Here is an 18,581-nt window from a genome sequence, read left to right as displayed (position 1 = left end):
ATGGAATTCACCAGCGGCTTCTTGCTGAGCCTTTCGCTGTGCCTGGACATCGGCGTGGCCAACATCGCGATGATCACTCTGGCCATGCAGCGCGGCTATTTTCAGGGCTTCGCGCTGGGTCTCGGGACCTGTGTCGGTGACCTGATCTACGCGGTGCTGGCCCTGGCCGGGATGACCGTTCTGCTGCAATACGAAACCGTGCGCTGGGTGCTGTGGATCGGTGGCTCGGCGCTGTTGATCTACTTCGCGGCGAAGATGATTTATTCGGCCATCCATCATGAAGCGCAGCTGGCGCAGGCAGCGGAGGTCGGCCAGAACTCCCATCGCAAGGAATTCTTTCGGGGGATCTTTCTCGCCATGTCGTCGCCGAGCGCCATCCTCTGGTTCGCGGCAGTGGGCGGCACCTTGATCGCCCGTTCCGGTGGCGGCGGCCCCTTGAGCTCGGCGCTGTTCCTCGGCGGCTTCCTGTGTGCCGGGCTGTTGTGGTCGGCGGGCCTGTGCTTCGCCGCAAGCCATGGCGGCAAGCTGCTGGGCGACAAACTGCTGCGCTATTCCTACCTGGCATCTGCAGCGATCTTCTGCTATTTCGCGGTCTACGTGATCGTATCCGGTTATAACGAATTCGTCGGCTCAGGCGCCGCCGAGGCCCTGCATACGCTGTAAATGTGCGAATCGGGTTTGGCTTCTATACTCCCAGCCGAACCCACTTTTTTCGTTCCAAGGAGTCGAGTCATGGATGAGCAAAAACGCGTCGAAGTGGCTGAACCTCGCTTCGAACATGGACACTTCCTGCTGATTGCAGGTTTTCGCGACCGTTTCACCAAAGAGACCGTTCAGGACATCTCGGCGCTGTGGGAAAAGCTGATCCCGCACATCGGAAACATTCCCGGCCAGAAAGGCGAAGTCACCTACGGTGTCTGCAGCAATTTCGACGGCAACGGCGGTTTCGATTACATGGCTGGCGTCGAGATCAGCAAGCTCGATGAGTTCCCGCAGGAAAAGTATCCGTGGATCGAAATTCTCCCGCGTCAGTACGCGGTGTTCGAACACAAGGGTTCGCTGGATCAGTTGCCGAAAACCATTGATTACATCTACAACACCTGGCTGCCGGCGTCCGAGTACAAAGGGCTGAACGCCCCGGAGCTGGAGCGCTACAGCGCCGACTTCAATCCAAGGCTCAACACCGGAAAGCTGGAAATCTGCGTCCCGGTCGAGTCTTACTTGCCCTTGATCCGTCGCGCCCGCAACAGGTCGATGCCCAGGGTGATGAAGCCGAAGACGCTGATGCCCAACACCATCAACAAACCGATTTCCACGCTGCTCATAAACTGTTCCCCCCTCGGGTGATCAGAGACACTGCTCAGGAATAGACCGTCCCGATTGCGAAGAAAAGCGCTTATACGCAGGCTTTACGCTGCCCGTGCGGATCGATATGAACACCTTATTCCTTTATCCTTGGCAGCCCCGTTTTCACTGATTTCGAGCCGCCATGAACACCGTCATCCGCCACGTCACCGCCGCCGATCTGGATCGCTGCTACGCCATCGAAACCCTCGCCTACGAAGGCGACGAAGCCGCGACCCGCGAGAAGATCGCCACGCGCATCGCCACCTGGCCGGACGGTTTCATCGTCGCCGAAGTGGACGGGCAGGTGGCCGGGTTCATCAATTCCGGCGCGGCGTTTGATGTGCAGATGTCGGACGAGGCGTTCAAGGAACTGATCGGCCACGACCCGGCCGGGCCGAACGTGGTGATCATGTCGGTGGTGGTGCACCCGGATTATCAGGGCCTCGGTCTGGCCAAACGTCTGCTGGGCGAGTTCATCGAGCGCATGCGCGCCCAGGGCAAGGCGACGATTCACCTGATGTGCAAGGAACGGCACATACCGCTGTACGCCGGATTCGGTTTTGCCTACATCAAACCGTCCGAGTCCGATCACGGCGGAATGGCGTGGCATGAGATGATCCTCACTCTGTGAGCCAACACTAAACCCCTGTGGGAAATTGGTTACGCATTTGTAAGTGTCATGCACTCACCCGGGCAGGCGGGATTTCTAGTTTTTAATAAGGATTTTTTGTACCGCGCCTACTGCTCTATCAAGTACTGCCTCTTCACTTAAATCGGTGGTGTCAATCACCACCCAATTTGCCAAACCACAGCGCTCATAACTGGATCGGACTCGGTTCTGATATGCAATGAAACTTTTAAGGCGATCCTCATTGCCGCCGTCATAAGCTCCGCTCTCGCTAAGACGGAACGATCCTTTTCTTTGTGCCGCGAGAGCCGGGTCAACATCGAGAAAAATCACGAAGTTTGGCTTTCTAATTGTCGAAAATACTGTTAGGGCTTCTTCTGCTAAATCTGTACTTTTAAGCAAGAAGCGCGCTAGGTATTTGTGGTACCAGCCATCTGCGATGCAATTTTCGCCAGAGCTAACTATTGGAGATATAGCAGCATGGTCTGTCGCTTGAAACCATGCAGTTATAAGGCTCATCCAGTGTTTGTCGCCTAATTGCTCAAGAGGGGCGTTGTCCGGATAGTCCCAAAGAACTTCCCGGAGTCGTGACATGTGGAATTCGGTATATCCCGAAGAAACGGGTGGGCGGTTTTTGTCGACGTAGTGCAAATCTATATTAGATTGGGAGAGGATTTCGTAAGTTGCTCTTGCGATAGTCGATTTTCCTGCGCCATCCGTTCCTTCAAATGCGATAAATATTCCTTGCTCGGAGGTGTAGTTCATGCGAACGCTCCTAGGTAAGCCTCAGTATCTAGAGAGTTTCTACCGCTACCCTCTATCAATGGTCGAAATCCTTCTCTTTGATAAATTTCTGACATCTTTTTACCAATTGCACTCAGAAACTCTACGGAAGGTCGTTCTCTCGCAATGTATTGCGAGCCAGCATCTGGGTGAAATGCTGCCACTGCTGGAACTACGCCCATCTGACCAAAGTATTCGATGCCCTCTATGATTGAATCTAATGGCTCCATTCCGGCAACGAATCCGGCATATACGTTGCCGCGCCCGAGAGTTTCTACAGCGGCTTCAAAAGCTGCGAGGAACCGATCCCGAGTGTAGTCACGAGATTTGCCTGGGCATACTTCTGAAAAAAGGCCAGGGTCGAATACTTCCAGGCTCATTGACATATTATTGCCGACAGCCTTGAATTTTTCGAAAAGACGGAAGTCTTTGGGTGGCATAGAAATCAGGTGGTAGTCCAAGTTGTTATGTGCATTCTTTTCTTTTACTCTATTCAGCAAATCGATATGCATCCCATACCCTTTGTCATAGTTAGGGATTGTACCTCCATTTAATAAGACCCTGCGGTATCGGCGACTCTCATCTTTGACAGCCATCGCTACTGCTTCTCCAGCAATGTCGCCTTTAATTCGCATTCTATGATCTGACAGACTTTCTCGAGCTGAACCCAGAGAGCAAAATTTACACTCATGACCGTCATTGAAGTAGTAGCAATGGCCAGGGGAGAAAATTCCAAGCGTAGAGTTTCCGTATATAGTCAGATGTTTTTCAAATAACTCGCCATTGCTTAAAAACTTTCCGTAAGATTTAGGCCTCGCTGGAAATGTAATGTTAATGGTGTTTTTGTTGTAGCTTAGTGCGGGTTTGTTTCGTTGTAAGATGATTTTGTATTTTGAGTGTGGGTTGTAGTTGATGGCAGTAATGATATCTCCATCAAGAATAATTTCTTGTGGGGTTCGGATTGTTGGGTTGATTATGACGCTGTCACCTGTACCATATGCACGTCTTTTTTCAATATGATTCACCTCGGTTTGAAAACGCTCTAAAAAATCCCGGCTGAAATTAACACCGTTAGCTAGTAGGGCGAGTTTCAATTTTACTGTATCGAATATCATGATTCGTCCTCCAGTTAGTTGGACTACAAGAGTATTTTTATTAGATTTTTTGAAGATAAGGCAATCAATGTTCCGTTATCCTTCAGGGCTTCTACGGATGGCGATAAGCAATGCCTTGAGTGGCCTTTGTCATCGAATAAAGCTCCGCCTGACTCTCTCAAAATGAGTTCAGCTGCCGCAATATCACAGCTTCTCTCATGTCCAGGTGAGCCGATATCAATAAACGCATCAAGAACCCCAGCAGCAATCAGGCAGATTTCTAACGAAGAGCAAGAGTAAACACGAACCTTGTCCGCTGCCCATAAAAGCCGTTCTATTTTATGTTTTTCTTTACTGCCACGAGGGCGGTGAAATGAAAGTCGCATTTGTTCTAGTGATTCGGTTTTTCGAGTGTTTAGCCGTTTCACAATTATTGCGGACTGAAGATACGCTCCTTCACCAAGTGCAGCGGTGTAGACTAAATCTCTAGAAATGTCATAAATCCATCCGAATACGTACTCATTACCATGATAAATAGCAACACTAGATGTGTAGTTCGGGAAACCCATAAGCGCATTGTGTGTACCATCTAGGGGATCAATCAGAGCGTAAAGGTCACCGTGAACTCCAAATTTTATTGGGGAAGCGCTTTCTTCTGAGTAAATTGTCATTTTGATACGAGATTTTGACAGGCAACTAAGGAGTATGTTTTGGCAATCTATGTCGTATTGTGTTTGGCTGAGATGCTGATTTGCATTGGCTTTGTTAAAGTCTGGAAGACTGGACAATGTGCCGGCCCAATACCGCCGTAACTGCTTTCTGGCTTCATAAAGAGTTACTTCCAGTTCTGGAATGTATTCGCGCTTGAAGAGTGCTCTCATACCGACTTCTCAGATATTAATTGCGTGTGCCAGTTTTCCCGATTGAGTTTAGATGAGTAGACTTTCACGTCGAAAAGTTTTCCTGCGTAAACGGCGTAGTCTGCACTCATAAAGGCGCTGAAGGTTTTGGGGAAAAGTGCTAGTGTTTTAACTTCGAAATTATAACCAAGTTTCTTTCTGATCATGTTCGCCGCTTGCCTGAGGCTTCCGCCGGTATAGGCCTTGTCTATAACCAGCCATGAATTATTCGACGAAGTTGTATGAGGGAATATGTCTAGAAAATTGTCATCTCTAGTTAGAAGGCTCGGGTCATTTTGGCGATGAATTTCAGAAAAAAATATTTCTGTATCTTTGGTAGCTGCCAAATATCCAAGTGCAAGCGGTAGGCCGGCTGATAATAAAAATAGCTTGTTTTTTGATATGTCTTTGATTTTTAGCCAGATAGAGTGGTCGTCATAGATGTATCTGGTATTGAGAGCAAGACTGCTATCCCAGTGTTCATGGGAAATATATTTACTGTAGAAGGCGCAGAATTTATTGTGGAAATCCAAGGTTTCATTATCAGTATCTATTAGCAGTCTGGTTTTTGTAAGGCCTCTATTCGTTGGTTCTACGCAGGGGGAAGGCTTGTGGGATGTCGCGAGTGCTTCTTTAATCAGGGCACTCTTGAAATCTAGTAGTTTGGCTTTGGAAGGCCCTGACACGGCTAGTTCTGGTGAGAGACCATCTCCCTTTATCTTGCAAATGTCAGATGATTGTAATTGGGTTGTCCTTGAATTTAAGTAATCCCATATTCGTATTATCTCTTCGTCTGACATGCCATCATAAATTGGGTCGAGGTTGCTCAAGTCGCAAACCATGACTTCGGGGTGACGGAGCTCAAAGGAGGCTCTCTGGAGATGGCACCCGTTCAGTAGTGCTTTGCGGTAAGCGTAATAATCACTGGTTTGTAACCCGGTCAGAGTTCTCCATGCATGATGTTCGCTGATAATGGTCGTTGAATTTAAGTGCGAGTTGTAAAACAAAGGTAACGCGCTAGCATGATTCATGTTTGGAGTCTCACGAAAATGCAATCGGTTAGGTGTTTTGACGTGCGTTGTCAATTAGTAAAAGCGCGATCAAGTATCTAAAGTTTATCTATTGGCTGGCTGCTGTGTGTTTTCAATAAAAATATCAACCGCCAAAACATTGTCAGCATCAGAATGAGTGAGCAGATTATTAAGGCTATAAATATAGAATGTATGGTGCGGTAAAAGTGTAGAAGCGTTGCGCAAAGGGTGATGCCAAAAATGTTCAACGTCAGAATGGTTAGAAGAGTGGGAACCCAGAAATCGTCCATGCTCCTCAGAATTGTTCTGGTTAAAACATAGATGAATTCAAAAGCTAAAAAAGGAATCGAGTAAAGGGTATTGGTTTCAATTAATTTCCTGATCGTTGAATCTGATGTATAGGTCATGGAAATGTTTTCTTTCCAAAGGACACTGGCTAGCAAAAAAGGCGCTAGTGCTAATAGGCCTGATTTTAGACCTTGGATATAAGTTTTTTTTAGTAAGCCTAAATCCCTCCTGGTAAAGTGACGGGCGGCTATAAGCCCCGTCGCATTCCCTATTCCAATTGATATCATATATATGATGCTTATAAAGTGTAGTGAGGCTTGGTAGGCGGATAAATTGTTTTCACCTAAATTTTTCGAAATGAATGATAAGATGAAAAATAGAAAGCTTTCACCTCCAAAGCATAAGGCCATTGGCAAGCCTTGAGCTATATATTTAAGATACCGTTCTTTCGGTATTTGTATGGATTTTTGAAAGTTGTTGATGTATAGGTGGATTTTAGAGTTGAAGTAGAAGAGTGCGAGAGTTGCGAAAGCACATCGTAAGCAAGAATATATGAGTATGAAGTCAGGTAGCGTGATTGCCGAGCTCGTGTTAATCAAGCCTATGCAGGCGGAAGTGAGGCAGATGTTAAATGTCCACGTATAAATTACTTCATAGTGTGTTTTTTGAACTCCATTAAAAAAATTGAATATTGTAACCTGTAGATATATCGCTGGAATTGATAGGGATATCAGCAACAGTGCTTGGATGTCCTCCGTGTTGGTTAGGTTTGTCATTGACGTAAGCGCGATTGTGTGCGCAAAAAAAATCATAGATATGATCAAGAATCCAAATAAAATCGAAAGCCTGAACGATATTGTTATTTCGGATTTTATGTTGTTTGTGTTTAGATCATTTGATCCTGCTATCTTAATTAGTGTTGGAGAAAAAAATCCGATACCGATGACAGTAATGAATGATATTGATGCCAAGGCAAATGAAGCGGAATCAAGTGAGTCGACAATAAAATGGCCAGCGAAGGAAAAGTAGATTAGTGAAGCTGTCATGTCGCCCAATCTAGAGAATATGAGCGGAATTGCTATTTTATAAATTTCCATAAGCTGGCCGCCAGCGAGTAGCACCAATTAACAAGCATAGTGTTGTAGAAGCGCTTTATTCCCACTCTTTCAGTAAACTCAGAAGCGGCGGAGTGTCCTTTGCGGCAAAGTATTTTTTTCTGAAATGGTATTCGCACATTGAAACTTTGTGCGTGGTCTGCTTGCGCTCATTGAATTCATTGTCGAGGACGGCAAGAGACTGTTCTGCAGTTGGGTAGATTTTAGAACTGTTCAGAATTTTTTCAATTTCTAAAAATAGCAGATCCATATATTTGAGGGTTTCTTGAATGTACGATCTGCATTCGTCTCTTGTGCTGGCACCTTGTCTGGCTAGTGCGAAGAATTTACTCTTGATCTCATCAAATCCTTCGATTCGGTGCATGTTTGAGTATGCCCACTTATAATGTTTGTTTGTTGTGCCCGTAAGGTAGGTGAAACTCATTGTGGTTTTAAACATCATGTCTCGAGCTATCTCGCAACCCATCCATAGATTTTCTGATTGCCAGCAACCTTGAACATCCTGGAAGGCATAAAATACTGGAAGTTTTTCTCGGTGAGCTAAGTAAATATGTTTCTCCACGGGTATTCTTGATTTAAGTTTAAGGAATTTTTCATCATTATTCAGAGCATGTCCGATTATTAGTCTATGAATGACATTGTTTTCTGTGTTTGTCAAAGCGGGAGCGTAAAGAAAACGCTGGTCGGAGGCGATTTCTTCAAATGTTTGTTCGATTTTGAAAAATATATTATCTATTTCTGAGTATGTTACATAGTCGGCATCAATGTGAATGCTGGTATCACCGTAGAAGTCTGTTGTATTGTGGACTTCTTCATCTTTAGTGATGTGGCGATAATTAATATCGGTAACAAATGCATGTCCGATGTGTTTCATGTTTTGCGCTTTTGGGCGTTTTTCGCAAATGATGATGCAGTCGATATCAGAATGAATCGTTCCGATTCCCTCAATTAAAGAGCCCGATACAATCAGTGTGCTTGTGGGTTCTAGATACGCTTTTTCGAGTAAATAGCTTTTTGGTAGTGATAATTGCCCATCTAAAATTGTTACGTTGTTTTCCGTAATAGAAGATTTTGATGTTTTTATTAACGTTTCCATTTTGGATATTCCGTATATTTAAATTTTCTGTAAACCTCGCTCATGAGGAAACCCTAGTTTTTACTTAGGTCTTTCGTCAATATTTGGATCCAAAATCAGAAACGCCCTACAAGTTAATGAAGGGCGAGAGTATTTTTAGTGAAGGAAAATTCTTTTTTAGATAATTGAACTCCTATAGATAGCTTCCGCAGAGTCAGTAGGAGCTTTGGCTGAGATGTTTTCTTAATAGAGACTATCGCGCACTCTGATCGGAGCCTCGCGATCATAAGCCTCGGCATCAAACTGCCCGCCGTTCAGACGCTTGTGAAACGCGCCCGCCGTCGGCAGCGCCGAGCGCGGCAGATGGGTTTGCGGATTCCACGCATCCGAACGCACAAACGCTTTCGAGCAATGGAAGAACGCCGCCTCCACCGTCACCAGCAACACAGTACGCGCCGGTTTGCCTTTGACCGCAAAGCTTTCCAGCAACTCAGGATCAGCGCTGATGGTCGCAGTGCCATTGACCCTCAGCGTCTCGCCGATCCCCGGGATGATGAACAACAGCGACACCCGTGGATCGTGCAGCACGTTGCGCAAGGTATCGATGCGGTTGTTGCCCGGTCGGTCGGGCAGGGCCAGGGTGCGCTCGTCGATGATCCGCACAAACCCCGGCGTATCGCCACGCGGAGAGCCGTCGATGCCATCGGCGCCCACCGAGCTGACAATCACCAGCGGCGAGACCCGGACCATCGCCTGATAGTCCTCGTTGAGAAAATCGATCTGCTTGCGTACGGCACGTTCGTGGGGCAAGCCGTAAATGGCTTCCAGCGCTTCGATTGAATCGATCATCGTTGATCCCTCGACGATTGGAAGAACAGGCCCATGCGCCGCTCGTAACCGATGCGACCCTTGTACGCTTCGCCACTGTCGACGAAGCCGTACTTGGCGTACAGCGCAATCGCGGCGTCGTTGTCGGCGTCCACTGACAATTCCAGTCCTTTGATCTCTGGCCAGGTCTGCCGTGCAACGTCAGGCAGTGCCAACAGGCAGGCCTTGCCGTAACCCTTGCCCTGAGCCCGGTGATCGACCTGCAAGGCATGCAAGGTGGCGCTGTGTTCATTGGCCCAGGCCGGCAACACCGGCGGACGTTTGAGCAGCAGGAATGCCACCGGCACCTCGTCAGCGAGCAATGCAAAACCTTTCACGCCGGGGCCGGGTTTCGACAGCAGGGTGTGCAGGGCGCCGTGGATGTCGCCGGAGAACTTGATTTGCTCCGGGTGGATTTCAATGGCCTCGACCTGTTGGCGTTGGGTGGCGTTCAGGCTTTCGTAAGGCACCAGTCGGGCGGACACGGGAATTTCCTTTTCCAGCAAAGATGAATCCCGGATTCTAGCGATTTTGTTGGCGCGCGAATTTTTTTGTTCACGTTGTCGATCCGGCCGATTGCCGAACGACAAAGGGTGTCTTCACAACAAAAAGCACGGAGAAACCCCATGAGCACGCAAGCGCAGATTCAAGCCATCATCGACACCTACCGTCAGGCCGTCATGACCAAGGATGTAGACAAGGTCATGACCCTGTACGCCGACGACATCCTCTCGTTCGATGCGATCAACGCTCTGCAATTCAAGGGCAAGGAGGCCTACCGCGCCCACTGGATCGCCTGCATGGAAATGTGCCCCGGCCCGCACATCTTCGAATTCCACGAAATCGCCATCGAGACCGGGGACAGCATCGCCTTCGCCCACTGGGTCGCTAACTGCGGCGGAACCAATGACAAGGGCGAAACCCAGAGTTGCTGGATGCGCGCCACCGCCTGCTACCGGCTGGTCGACGGAGCGTGGAAAATTGCCCACGAACACTGGTCGGCACCGTTCGATCCGATGACCGGCTCGACCCTGTTCGATGCGAAACCCTGATCTTCAGCCATAGTTGATCCGTCCGATTCAGGAGAACGCCATGAAGTATTTATGTCTGGTCTACAGCGATGAGCGCCTGCTGCATTCGTCGCCCGACAGCCCGGAAGACGCCGAGTGTTGGGCCTATGCCGAGTCGATCCAGGGCAGCGGCCGGATGGTCGCCGCCGAAGCGCTGGAGTCGGTGCAGACCGCCACCACGGTGCGCATGCGTAACGGCAAATTGTCGATCACCGACGGTCCGTTCGCCGAGACCAAGGAGCAACTGGCCGGTTTCTACCTGATCGACGCACGGGACCTCAATGAAGCCATCCAGGTCGCCGGCCACATTCCGGCGGCCCGGGTCGGCAGTGTCGAAGTGCGTCCCGTGCGGCAGTTGAATGTCTGAGGTCAAGGCCCGGGTCGAGCAGGTCTATCGCGAAGATTCGCGGCGGATTCTCGCGACCCTGATCCGCCTGCTCGGCGATTTCGACCTCGCCGAAGAAGCCTTGCACGAGGCGTTCTTCGTCGCGGTCGAGCGCTGGCAGCGGGATGGCGTTCCGGACAATCCACGAGCATGGCTGGTGTCCGCCGGGCGCTTCAAGGCCATCGACGTATTGCGCCGCCGTGCACGGTTCAAGGCGTCGCAACCGCTGTTGCTGGCACAACTGGAAGAGCTGGAACAGGCCGAATGGGACGCCGAAGACGTGGAAGACGATCGGCTGCGGCTGATTTTCACCTGCTGCCACCCGGCGCTGGCGTCGGATGCACAGGTGCCGCTGACCTTGCGTGAAGTCTGCGACCTCACCACTGAAGAAATCGCCCGGGCGTTCCTCTCGGCTCCGGCGACCATTGCCCAGCGCATCGTGCGCGCCAAGGCAAAGATCCGCGACGCAAAAATCCCTTATCAAGTTCCGGGCCTGAACGAATTGCCCGAGCGTCTCGACAGTGTGCTGCGGGTGATTTACCTGGTGTTCAACGAAGGCTACTCGGCATCCGGCGGCGCCCAGGTGACCCGCGAGGATTTGACTCGCGAGGCGATTCGTCTGGGGCGGTTGTTGCTGGAGTTGTTGCCCGACCCGGAAGTCATGGGCCTGCTGGCGTTGATGCTGCTGCACGAGTCGCGACGGTCGGCGCGCTCATCGCCGGAGGGGGAACTGATTCTGCTGGATGATCAGGATCGCGAACTGTGGAATGCCGGGCTGATTGCCGAGGGCTGCGATCTGGTGGAGCGGGCGCTGACCACCGGACGCTTCGGGCCGTATTGCCTGCAAGCGGCGATTGCGGCGGTGCACGCCGAAGCGCCGACAGCAGGGGAGACGGACTGGGAACAGATCGTCGGGCTGTATGACGTATTACTGCGGGCTGTGCCGTCGCCTGTGATCGAACTCAACAGGGCAGTGGCGGTGGCCAAGCGTGACGGTGCGCTGGCCGGGTTGACCTTGATCGAAGGGATTCTGGAGCGCGGGGACTTGCAGGATTACCACTTGGCGCATTCGGCGCGGGCGGAGTTCTGTCGGCAATTGGGGCGGGTCGGGGAGGCTCGGGCGGCTTATTCGCGGGCGCTGGCGTTGACGCGGCAGGAGCCGGAGCGGCGGTTTATTGAAGGGCGGCTTAAAGCACTGGAGTGATCCGAAAGGATCATTGGCAATATTGGCCTCTTCGCGGGCAAGCCCGCTCCCACAATTGGAATGCGATCAAATGTGGGAGCGGGCTTGCCCGCGAAGGGGCTATTTAGGTCTGTAACAATGGATCAGGCCTGCTGACGTGTAGCAGCCATCACAATCTCCCGAATACAAACCCCCTGCGGCTGCCCATACGCATAGGCAATCGCCGTCGCCACATCTTCGGCGCTCAGCACCGTCCCACCCATGTCCTGCTTCCACGCCTGATACCCGGCCTTGATCGCCTCATCCGTGGTGTGGCTCAACAACTCGGTCTCGACCGCGCCTGGCGCAATCGTGGTCACCCGCACGTTGTGTGGTGCCAATTCTTCACGCAGGTTTTCCGACAACCCATGCACCGCAAACTTGGTGCCGACATACGCCACGTGGTTCGGGAAGGTCTTGCGCCCGGCCACCGAGCTGACGTTGATGATGGTGCCGTGCTTGCGCTCGATCATCCCGGCCACCACCGCATGCACACCGTTGAGCAGGCCCTTCACGTTGACGTCGAGCATCTGGTCCCACTGTGCCGGGTCCTGTTTGCTCATCTCGCCCAGCAGCATCACCCCGGCGTTGTTGATCAGCGCGTCGGCCGGGCCGAACTGCGCTTGCGCCTCGGCCACAGCGGCCAGCAAGGCGTTGCGGTCGGTGATGTCGACGCGGCGGTTCAGGGTGTTCGGCAGGGCCAGTGCTTCCAGGCGTTCGATGCGCCGGGCCAGCAACAGCAGCGGGTGACCGGCAGCGCTCAAGCGGCGGGCGGTGGCTTCGCCGATGCCCGAGCTGGCGCCGGTGATGATGATCAATGGCTTGCTCATGGTTGAACTCCTGAAATAAGAAAAACAAATAACCAGATTCGGGCCGCAGTATATTTAGCCCGCTGAAGGCTGAAAAATGCCTTATTCCTCTGTCTGCTATCGGAATTTCCTATGGATATCCGCCATCTCAAAGCCTTCCTCGCCGTGTTCGAGGAACGCAACATCACCGCCGCCGCGCAACGGCTGTTCATCAGCCAGCCCACGTTGTCGGTGACCATCAAACAGCTGGAAGAAGATCTCGGGGCGACGCTGTTCATGCGCCAGCCCCGTGGTGTGGAGGTCAGCGACCAAGCGCGGTTGCTATACCCGCAGGCGCGACGGATGGTGGCCGAATCCGAGGCGTTGAGCCGGATGTTTCGCGGTCGCGAAAACCGTACGCCGCTGACCCTCGGCATCGAGGGCGACATCGCCGCCAGCCACATCGAAGCTTTCGTGCGCATGGCTCATCAGGCATTGCCCAACCTGCTGCTGACGCTGGAGGAGGGCTGTCATGGAGACGGTCGGTTGGCGGTTGAGGAAATGTGCTGCGAGGACGAGTTGTTCCTGCCGCTGTGGGAAGAGTCCTATGTGATGGCGCTTCCACTCGACCATCCAATGGCCAACGCGCAAGCCGGCTGGGCGCCGATCGAGGACTGGATCACCTGCCCGCAGCATCCGTCCCATCAGCGATTGATGGCGCTTTACGGGCGTTCGCCGGAAGCGGTGGCGGGGCATGCCGGGTCACTGCAACAGGCGTTGCACATGGTGGCGGCGGGTGTCGGGGTGGCGATGCTGCCGCAGTCGCTGGTTCGTGGGCATGAGCGGATCATCGTGCGGGCGCTGCATCTGCCGGCACCGACCCGCCGGGTGGGGTTGTGTTATGCGGCGCAGGCGCTGGAATTGCCGGCGCTGCGCGGGTTGCATGAGTTTTTTCAGCACAACCGGCCACCGGTCATTGACGCTGCCTGAACCTTCACTCAAGCATCTTGCCGAGCAACCAGCTCCCCGCCGGCCCCGGCGGGTACAGCCGCGACCACAACGCATCGACGAACACCGGTTTCGGCCAGCCGCGCACGTTCAGTTCAACCAGCGAGTCGTTGCCGAAATGCGCCACCAGCCAGCGTGGCAAGGGTGACCAGCCAAAACCTTTCTGGGCCATTTCCAGCAGCATCAGATAACTCGGCGCCGACCACACCCGGCCTTTACCGCGATTGTCATAGGGATTGACGATGGTCGCCAGGCGTAGCTCGCGATGCTGTTCAAGAACAGTCTGATCGACGGATTCCAGTGTCGCCAACGGATGATTACGGCCGACAAACAGGGCGATTTCAGTGCGCTCGGCGACGGTCGCGGTCGCCAGATCCGGCGGGTAATTGTCCTGCATCTCGGCGAACGCCAGGTGCGCGCGACCGCGTTGTACCAGTTCGATCAGGTCATCGCACTCGGCGATCAGACACTCCAGTTCCAGATCCGGATAGCGCCGTTCGAAACCCACCAGCGCCGCTTCGAAGCGGTCGGACTGATAAGTGTCGGAAATCGCCACCGTAAGTTTCGGCTCGACGCCCTGGGCCAATTGCCGGGCGGTCATTTCCATCTGGCTGGTGGCCGACAGGATCGCCTCGGCCCGTTGCAGCATCACGTGGCCGGCCGGGGTCAGGGTCGGCTTGCGGCTGCTGCGGTCGAACAGAATCAGATCCAGATCGATTTCCAGACTGGCCACCGCTGCACTGACGGTGGACTGACTGCGCCCGAGTTTGCGCGCCGCCGCCGAAAACGAGCCTTGAGTCGCCGCCTGGACAAACGCCAGCAACACTTCCTGAGAGGCCATGAACTATCGCCTTGATCGATGGTTATTGATTATGAAGTATCGGTGGGGTGCTGGATCATGGCAACCATCTTCACAGAGGACTTCGGCCATGACTGCCAACAAATCCATCACTGAACGTATTTTCCAGGCCATCGGTTTCGAACTGCTGGCGATCCTGATCTGCACCCCGTTGCTGGCGTGGATCATGGGCAAGCCGATGGTGGAAATGGGCGCCGTTACTTTCGCCATCGCATTGCTGGCTCTGGGCTGGAACGTGGTGTTCAACGGCTTTTTCGACCGGATGCTCAAGCGCTGGAACATCGCCCGCAATGCCTGGGTGCGGGTGCTGCACGCGTTGCTGTTCGAGGGCGGGCTGATCTTGATGGGCGTGCCGCTGATTGCCGGATGGCTGTCGGTCAGCCTGTGGCAGGCGTTCCTGCTCGACATCGGCGTGTTGCTGTTCTTCCTGCCGTACACCTACGTTTACCACTGGGGTTATGACCTGGTGCGCGAGCGGCTGGTGATGCGCAACGCTTGCCAGGGATAAACACAGCTGTGGCGAGGGAGCCTGCTCCCTCGCCACTTTTTCGGGATCAGAGAAACATCCCGCCCGACGCCTCAATGCGCTGACCGTTGATCCACTGCGCCCCCGGCGACAGCAACAGCGCCAGCGCGCCACCAATGTCATCCGGCTGTCCGGCGCGGCCCAGCGCGGTGTTGCTGGCGACCATGGCGTTCAGCGCCGAGTTGTCGCGCACGGCGCCGCCGCCGAAGTCGGTTTCGATGGCACCCGGTGCCAGGATGTTCACGGCGATCTGCCGCGCGCCCAGCTCCTTGGCCTGATAACGGGTCAGCACTTCCATCGCACCTTTCATCGCCGCGTAGGCCGCATAACCCGGCAGGGTGAAGCGGGCCAGACCGCTGGAGATATTGATGATCCGGCCGCCATCGTTGATCAGCGGCAGCAGTTGCTGAGTCAGGAAGAACGGCCCTTTCAACTGCACATTCATCAGCAGGTCGAACTGCTCCGGCGTGGTGTCGGCGAAGGAGGCATGCACGCCAATCCCGGCGTTGTTGATCAGGAAATCAAAGCGTGGTTGCCCGAGTTGTTGCAGCGCTTGTTCGACCCGCACGGCGAAGTCGGCAAAACCTTCGCTGCGACCGACATCCAGTTGCAGCATCACGGCGTTGGCGCCGAGTGTTTTCAGTTCCTCGACCAGCGATTGCGCTTCATCGGCGCGGCTGTTGTAGGTGCCGATGATGTCCACGCCTTGCGCGGCAAGATGCAGGGCGGCGTTCTTGCCGAGGCCACGGCTGGCACCGGTGATCAATGCGATTTTGCGGTTCATGGGTCTTCCTCGAGAGCGGTGACGGTTGATGCAGCAAAGTTTATTTATCCGCCCTGAGGTGATAAACAGACTGAAGCCGGAATCACTGGTCGGTCATTCCGAACAATCAATAGGTCACCCATGAACAAACTGGAACTGCTGCGCACCTTCGTCCGGGTCAGCGAATTGTCGAGCTTTACAATGGCGGGGGAGAGCCTGGGACTGCCCCGCTCGACGGTTTCCGAGCAAGTGCAGGCCCTGGAAACCCTGCTCGGTACGCGCCTGCTGCAACGCACCACCCGGCGGGTGCAGGCGACTCAGGACGGCCTCGCGCTGTACGAGCGCAGCAAGGATCTGCTGTCGCACATGGACGAAATCGAGAACCTGTTCCGTCAGGACGAAGCGTCGCTGACCGGGCGGATCCGGGTCGATATGCCGAACATTCTGTCGCGACGGCTGATCATGCCGAAGCTGCCGGAATTCATGGCGCGGCATCCGAATCTGGAACTGGAAATCAGCAGCACCGACCGTCGCGTCGACCTGCTCGCCGAAGGCTTCGATTGTGTGGTGCGCATCGGCGCGCAGCCCGATCAGTCGGTGGTGGCGCGGCACCTGGGGGATTTCAGCATGATCAACTGCGCCAGCCCTGCGTATCTGCAACGCTACGGTGTGCCGCAATCACTTGAAGACCTGGCGCAGCACCGACTGGTGCACTACGTCGGGGTGCTGGGGTCGCGTTCGGAAGGGTTTGTCTACGAGCAGGGCGGCCAGGTCCACCGCGTGCCGATGGCCGGCAGTGTCACGGTCAACAGCACCGATGCCTACGAGTCGGCGTGCCTGGGTGGTTTCGGACTGATTCAGGTGCCGCGTACCGGCATGAACAGCTATCTGGACAGCGGCGAGATTGTGACCGTGTTGCCGCAGTACACCGCGCCGGCGATGGGCATCTCACTGCTGTACGCCCGGCAGCGGCACCTGCCGTTGCGGGTGCGGGTGTTCATGGACTGGCTGGGGGCATTGATCCGCTCGACACTTTGACAGTCTGCGGGCGGATCAAATGCGGGAGCGAACAGGTTCGCTCCCGCAGGTGTGGATTGCAGCGGGATCAGACGTGGAAGTAACCCACGCAAGAATCGAACGGCAAACGCTTGAGTTCGATCTTGTTCAGGTCCAGCACTTCGCGCAGGGCCTTGGTTTCGCCCGGGAAGTTGCGGTAGGCGACTTCGTCCAGGACCACGATGGCGCCTTTGGGCATGTACGGCAGGAAGGTTTCCAGCGCGACTTTGGTCGACTCGTAGAGGTCGGTGTCGAGGATCAGCATCGCCACCACCAGGTCAGGGCGGGTTTTCACCCACTCCGGTACGGTCTTGACGATATCGCCCTTCACCAGTTCGCAACGCGGGATGCGATTGACCGGACGCAACAGGTCGTTGGCGTCGATCATGTCCTGGATCAACGACTGGTCGGTGTCGGAAAACATGGTTTCGTTGACGTCGGCCGGGTCATCGGTCTTGCTGATGCTCTGGAACCCTTCGAAGGTGTCGAAGCCGACGATCGAGCGGTTGATCGCGTACGGTTCGAGAATCATCGACAGGTGCATGTACAGCATCAGCGAGTTGCCCTTGTACACGCCGCACTCAATGATCGCGCCCGGGATTTCGGCGACTTTCTTGAACAGCTCCATTCGCGACAGCGCAGCGGTGACACCGATGCGGTTGGCGAACACGAACGGGGCGTCGGCCACGTATTCGGCGTCAACACGCTTGAGGACACCGGCGCGGGTTTCGTTGTACTGAGCTTCGGCAGGCGTGATGCGGCGCTTGGTCATGGCTGGATTCCTTGAAAATTCGAGAAGTCGTGTGCGTGGAAATAATCTTTGAAGCCCGCGCCGACATCGGGGCAGGCACTGTCGACGTTGATTGCGCCACGATTGTGTTTGAGGTCATCGAGGTGCATCAGACGGAAGTCGACGCTGAAACGGGTTTGCTGCGTGTGGTTGGCGACCGTACCGTGCAGGTGCGAGCCCGAGAAAATCAGCATCTCGCCGGTGTTGCCGGCGATGCGCAATTCGGCCGCATCGTTGATCTCTTCCAGAGGCACCGGGTGCACCCGGACCTCTTCCTTGAGGTTGTCCTTGGCCTTGTGCCGCTGGTTGTTGATCCAGTCGTTGAGGCTCCACTGGGCCGAGGAGTTCTTCACCGGCACGTCGAAGTAGCCCGTGTTGATCATCATGGTCTGATCCGGGGAAATGGTGTGCACCGGCATCCATGTGTTGATCTGGCAATCGACGCTGCCGTACCAGGTGTCGCGGTGCGGCTTGTAGGCATAGCTCACGCCGGCATGCAGGTAGTCATAGTTGGGCACGACGCGAATGCGTGGCACGTCGAAAATGTATTCGTGCGGGTCGAGGCCGACTTCGTCGATAAAGCTCAGAATCAGTTCCTTGGCGCGCAGGCTGTTGGTGAACTGGCCCTTGAGGCGTGTCACCAGCACCACGAACTCTTCCACCGGCATCAGTGTGTGCAAAGCCTGGTGATTGGTTTCGCCATTGAATGCAGCGGTGATGCTTTCCTGGGCAAAGGCACACAGTTCATGGGCGGCGCGCAGTTGCGTGTTCAAGAAGATGTCGCCAGCGTAGATGGCTTCCTTGAAGTCAGCTTTTTGTTGTAGCTGATTGATATACAGGTTCACGGACACGTTTCCTCAATGCATCGAGTTTCTTAAGAGTCGGCACTGCACCGGCAAACTGAAGTGAAATCTGACAGATCGAGGATGGCTCAAGCCCGGAGGCCGACGGATGGAATGAGTCGGGCGGAATGAAAAATCCCGGCGC

General features: G+C 54.0%; 22 protein-coding genes and 1 pseudogene. 10 read left to right on the top strand and 13 right to left on the bottom strand.

Annotated elements, in window-relative coordinates:
* From NWV16_RS21515 to NWV16_RS21505, 3 genes and pseudogenes are all read left to right on the top strand, one after another.
* The gene (locus tag NWV16_RS21515; RefSeq protein WP_260520667.1) at positions 1 to 663 is read left to right on the top strand and encodes a LysE family translocator; all 663 of its coding nucleotides are present in this window, start codon (positions 1 to 3) and stop codon (positions 661 to 663) included.
* 69 nt (positions 664 to 732) lie between these two features.
* Positions 733 to 1,218 (top strand): annotated as a pseudogene (locus tag NWV16_RS21510) (GyrI-like domain-containing protein); the annotation flags it as partial.
* Positions 1,219 to 1,489: 271 nt separating this feature from the next.
* Positions 1,490 to 1,978, top strand: coding sequence for a GNAT family N-acetyltransferase (locus NWV16_RS21505; RefSeq protein WP_085709682.1), 489 nt, complete (start codon positions 1,490 to 1,492; stop codon positions 1,976 to 1,978).
* A 75-nt stretch (positions 1,979 to 2,053) separates the two neighbouring features.
* Here NWV16_RS21505 and NWV16_RS21500 read toward each other — a convergent pair whose 3' ends face one another.
* From NWV16_RS21500 to NWV16_RS21480, 5 genes are all read right to left on the bottom strand, one after another.
* Positions 2,054 to 2,740, bottom strand: a complete 687-nt coding sequence (locus tag NWV16_RS21500) for a dTMP kinase (RefSeq protein ID WP_260520666.1) — start codon at positions 2,738 to 2,740, stop codon at positions 2,054 to 2,056.
* On the bottom strand, positions 2,737 to 3,873 hold the full coding sequence (locus tag NWV16_RS21495) for a radical SAM protein (RefSeq protein ID WP_260520665.1): 1,137 nt from the start codon (positions 3,871 to 3,873) through the stop codon (positions 2,737 to 2,739). Before NWV16_RS21495 ends, NWV16_RS21500 begins: the two co-directional genes overlap by 4 nt.
* 23 nt (positions 3,874 to 3,896) lie before the next feature.
* On the bottom strand, positions 3,897 to 4,733 hold the full coding sequence (locus NWV16_RS21490) for an inositol monophosphatase family protein (protein WP_260520664.1): 837 nt from the start codon (positions 4,731 to 4,733) through the stop codon (positions 3,897 to 3,899).
* Positions 4,730 to 5,782 carry a hypothetical protein gene (locus NWV16_RS21485; protein ID WP_260520663.1) on the bottom strand — a complete coding sequence of 351 codons (1,053 nt, stop codon included), beginning with the start codon at positions 5,780 to 5,782 and terminating at the stop codon, positions 4,730 to 4,732. Before NWV16_RS21485 ends, NWV16_RS21490 begins: the two co-directional genes overlap by 4 nt.
* Positions 5,783 to 5,859: 77 nt before the next feature.
* Positions 5,860 to 6,480 carry an MATE family efflux transporter gene (locus NWV16_RS21480; protein WP_260520662.1) on the bottom strand — a complete coding sequence of 207 codons (621 nt, stop codon included), beginning with the start codon at positions 6,478 to 6,480 and terminating at the stop codon, positions 5,860 to 5,862.
* Between the two features lie 337 nt (positions 6,481 to 6,817).
* Between NWV16_RS21480 and NWV16_RS21475 the strand changes: the two genes are divergently transcribed.
* Positions 6,818 to 7,099 (top strand): hypothetical protein, encoded by a 282-nt coding sequence (locus tag NWV16_RS21475; RefSeq protein ID WP_260520661.1) that lies wholly within the window; start codon positions 6,818 to 6,820, stop codon positions 7,097 to 7,099.
* Between the two features lie 123 nt (positions 7,100 to 7,222).
* Here NWV16_RS21475 and NWV16_RS21470 read toward each other — a convergent pair whose 3' ends face one another.
* The 3 genes from NWV16_RS21470 to NWV16_RS21460 form a co-directional block, all read right to left on the bottom strand.
* On the bottom strand, positions 7,223 to 8,281 hold the full coding sequence (locus NWV16_RS21470) for a hypothetical protein (protein WP_260520660.1): 1,059 nt from the start codon (positions 8,279 to 8,281) through the stop codon (positions 7,223 to 7,225).
* Between the two features lie 222 nt (positions 8,282 to 8,503).
* On the bottom strand, positions 8,504 to 9,109 hold the full coding sequence (locus NWV16_RS21465) for a pyridoxamine 5'-phosphate oxidase family protein (RefSeq protein WP_260520659.1): 606 nt from the start codon (positions 9,107 to 9,109) through the stop codon (positions 8,504 to 8,506).
* The gene (locus NWV16_RS21460; RefSeq protein ID WP_260520658.1) at positions 9,106 to 9,612 is read right to left on the bottom strand and encodes an N-acetyltransferase; all 507 of its coding nucleotides are present in this window, start codon (positions 9,610 to 9,612) and stop codon (positions 9,106 to 9,108) included. Before NWV16_RS21460 ends, NWV16_RS21465 begins: the two co-directional genes overlap by 4 nt.
* A 141-nt stretch (positions 9,613 to 9,753) precedes the next feature.
* On the opposite strand from NWV16_RS21460, the gene NWV16_RS21455 reads away from it, so the two are divergent.
* From NWV16_RS21455 to NWV16_RS21445, 3 genes are read left to right on the top strand one after another with little or no spacing between them, the layout of a single operon-like run.
* A complete protein-coding gene (locus NWV16_RS21455) occupies positions 9,754 to 10,179 on the top strand; it encodes an SgcJ/EcaC family oxidoreductase (RefSeq protein WP_260520657.1) in 426 nt (141 codons plus the stop codon).
* A gap of 40 nt (positions 10,180 to 10,219) precedes the next feature.
* Positions 10,220 to 10,564, top strand: coding sequence for a YciI family protein (locus tag NWV16_RS21450; RefSeq protein ID WP_065259310.1), 345 nt, complete (start codon positions 10,220 to 10,222; stop codon positions 10,562 to 10,564).
* Complete coding sequence (locus NWV16_RS21445) at positions 10,557 to 11,786, top strand: RNA polymerase sigma factor (RefSeq protein ID WP_260520656.1); 1,230 nt, start codon at positions 10,557 to 10,559, stop codon at positions 11,784 to 11,786. Before NWV16_RS21450 ends, NWV16_RS21445 begins: the two co-directional genes overlap by 8 nt.
* A gap of 122 nt (positions 11,787 to 11,908) precedes the next feature.
* Here the strand turns inward: NWV16_RS21445 and NWV16_RS21440 are convergent, their stop codons facing one another.
* A complete protein-coding gene (locus tag NWV16_RS21440) occupies positions 11,909 to 12,634 on the bottom strand; it encodes an SDR family oxidoreductase (RefSeq protein WP_260520655.1) in 726 nt (241 codons plus the stop codon).
* 111 nt (positions 12,635 to 12,745) lie between these two features.
* Between NWV16_RS21440 and NWV16_RS21435 the strand changes: the two genes are divergently transcribed.
* Positions 12,746 to 13,582, top strand: coding sequence for a LysR family transcriptional regulator (locus tag NWV16_RS21435; protein WP_260520654.1), 837 nt, complete (start codon positions 12,746 to 12,748; stop codon positions 13,580 to 13,582).
* A gap of 4 nt (positions 13,583 to 13,586) precedes the next feature.
* On the opposite strand, the gene NWV16_RS21430 is transcribed toward NWV16_RS21435, so the two are convergent.
* Positions 13,587 to 14,441, bottom strand: a complete 855-nt coding sequence (locus NWV16_RS21430; RefSeq protein ID WP_260520653.1) for a LysR family transcriptional regulator — start codon at positions 14,439 to 14,441, stop codon at positions 13,587 to 13,589.
* 88 nt (positions 14,442 to 14,529) lie between these two features.
* On the opposite strand from NWV16_RS21430, the gene NWV16_RS21425 reads away from it, so the two are divergent.
* Positions 14,530 to 14,967, top strand: coding sequence for a multidrug/biocide efflux PACE transporter (locus NWV16_RS21425; RefSeq protein WP_260520652.1), 438 nt, complete (start codon positions 14,530 to 14,532; stop codon positions 14,965 to 14,967).
* Between the two features lie 46 nt (positions 14,968 to 15,013).
* Here NWV16_RS21425 and NWV16_RS21420 read toward each other — a convergent pair whose 3' ends face one another.
* On the bottom strand, positions 15,014 to 15,769 hold the full coding sequence (locus tag NWV16_RS21420) for an SDR family NAD(P)-dependent oxidoreductase (protein WP_085709691.1): 756 nt from the start codon (positions 15,767 to 15,769) through the stop codon (positions 15,014 to 15,016).
* A gap of 120 nt (positions 15,770 to 15,889) precedes the next feature.
* Between NWV16_RS21420 and NWV16_RS21415 the strand changes: the two genes are divergently transcribed.
* Positions 15,890 to 16,786 carry a LysR family transcriptional regulator gene (locus tag NWV16_RS21415; RefSeq protein ID WP_260520651.1) on the top strand — a complete coding sequence of 299 codons (897 nt, stop codon included), beginning with the start codon at positions 15,890 to 15,892 and terminating at the stop codon, positions 16,784 to 16,786.
* Between the two features lie 67 nt (positions 16,787 to 16,853).
* On the opposite strand, the gene NWV16_RS21410 is transcribed toward NWV16_RS21415, so the two are convergent.
* Together NWV16_RS21410 and NWV16_RS21405 are read right to left on the bottom strand one after the other, a co-directional pair.
* Positions 16,854 to 17,576, bottom strand: a complete 723-nt coding sequence (locus NWV16_RS21410; protein ID WP_065259304.1) for a TylF/MycF/NovP-related O-methyltransferase — start codon at positions 17,574 to 17,576, stop codon at positions 16,854 to 16,856.
* On the bottom strand, positions 17,573 to 18,439 hold the full coding sequence (locus tag NWV16_RS21405; RefSeq protein ID WP_260520650.1) for a hypothetical protein: 867 nt from the start codon (positions 18,437 to 18,439) through the stop codon (positions 17,573 to 17,575). The genes NWV16_RS21410 and NWV16_RS21405 overlap by 4 nt, the downstream gene beginning before the upstream one ends.
* Between the last annotated feature and the right edge of the window lie 142 nt (positions 18,440 to 18,581).

Source organism: Pseudomonas sp. BW7P1 (genome assembly GCF_024981055.1).
Lineage (GTDB): Bacteria > Pseudomonadota > Gammaproteobacteria > Pseudomonadales > Pseudomonadaceae > Aquipseudomonas > Aquipseudomonas bananamidigenes.
Note: the sequence above shows the minus strand (reverse complement) of the source record. Positions and strands in the feature narration are given on the sequence as shown.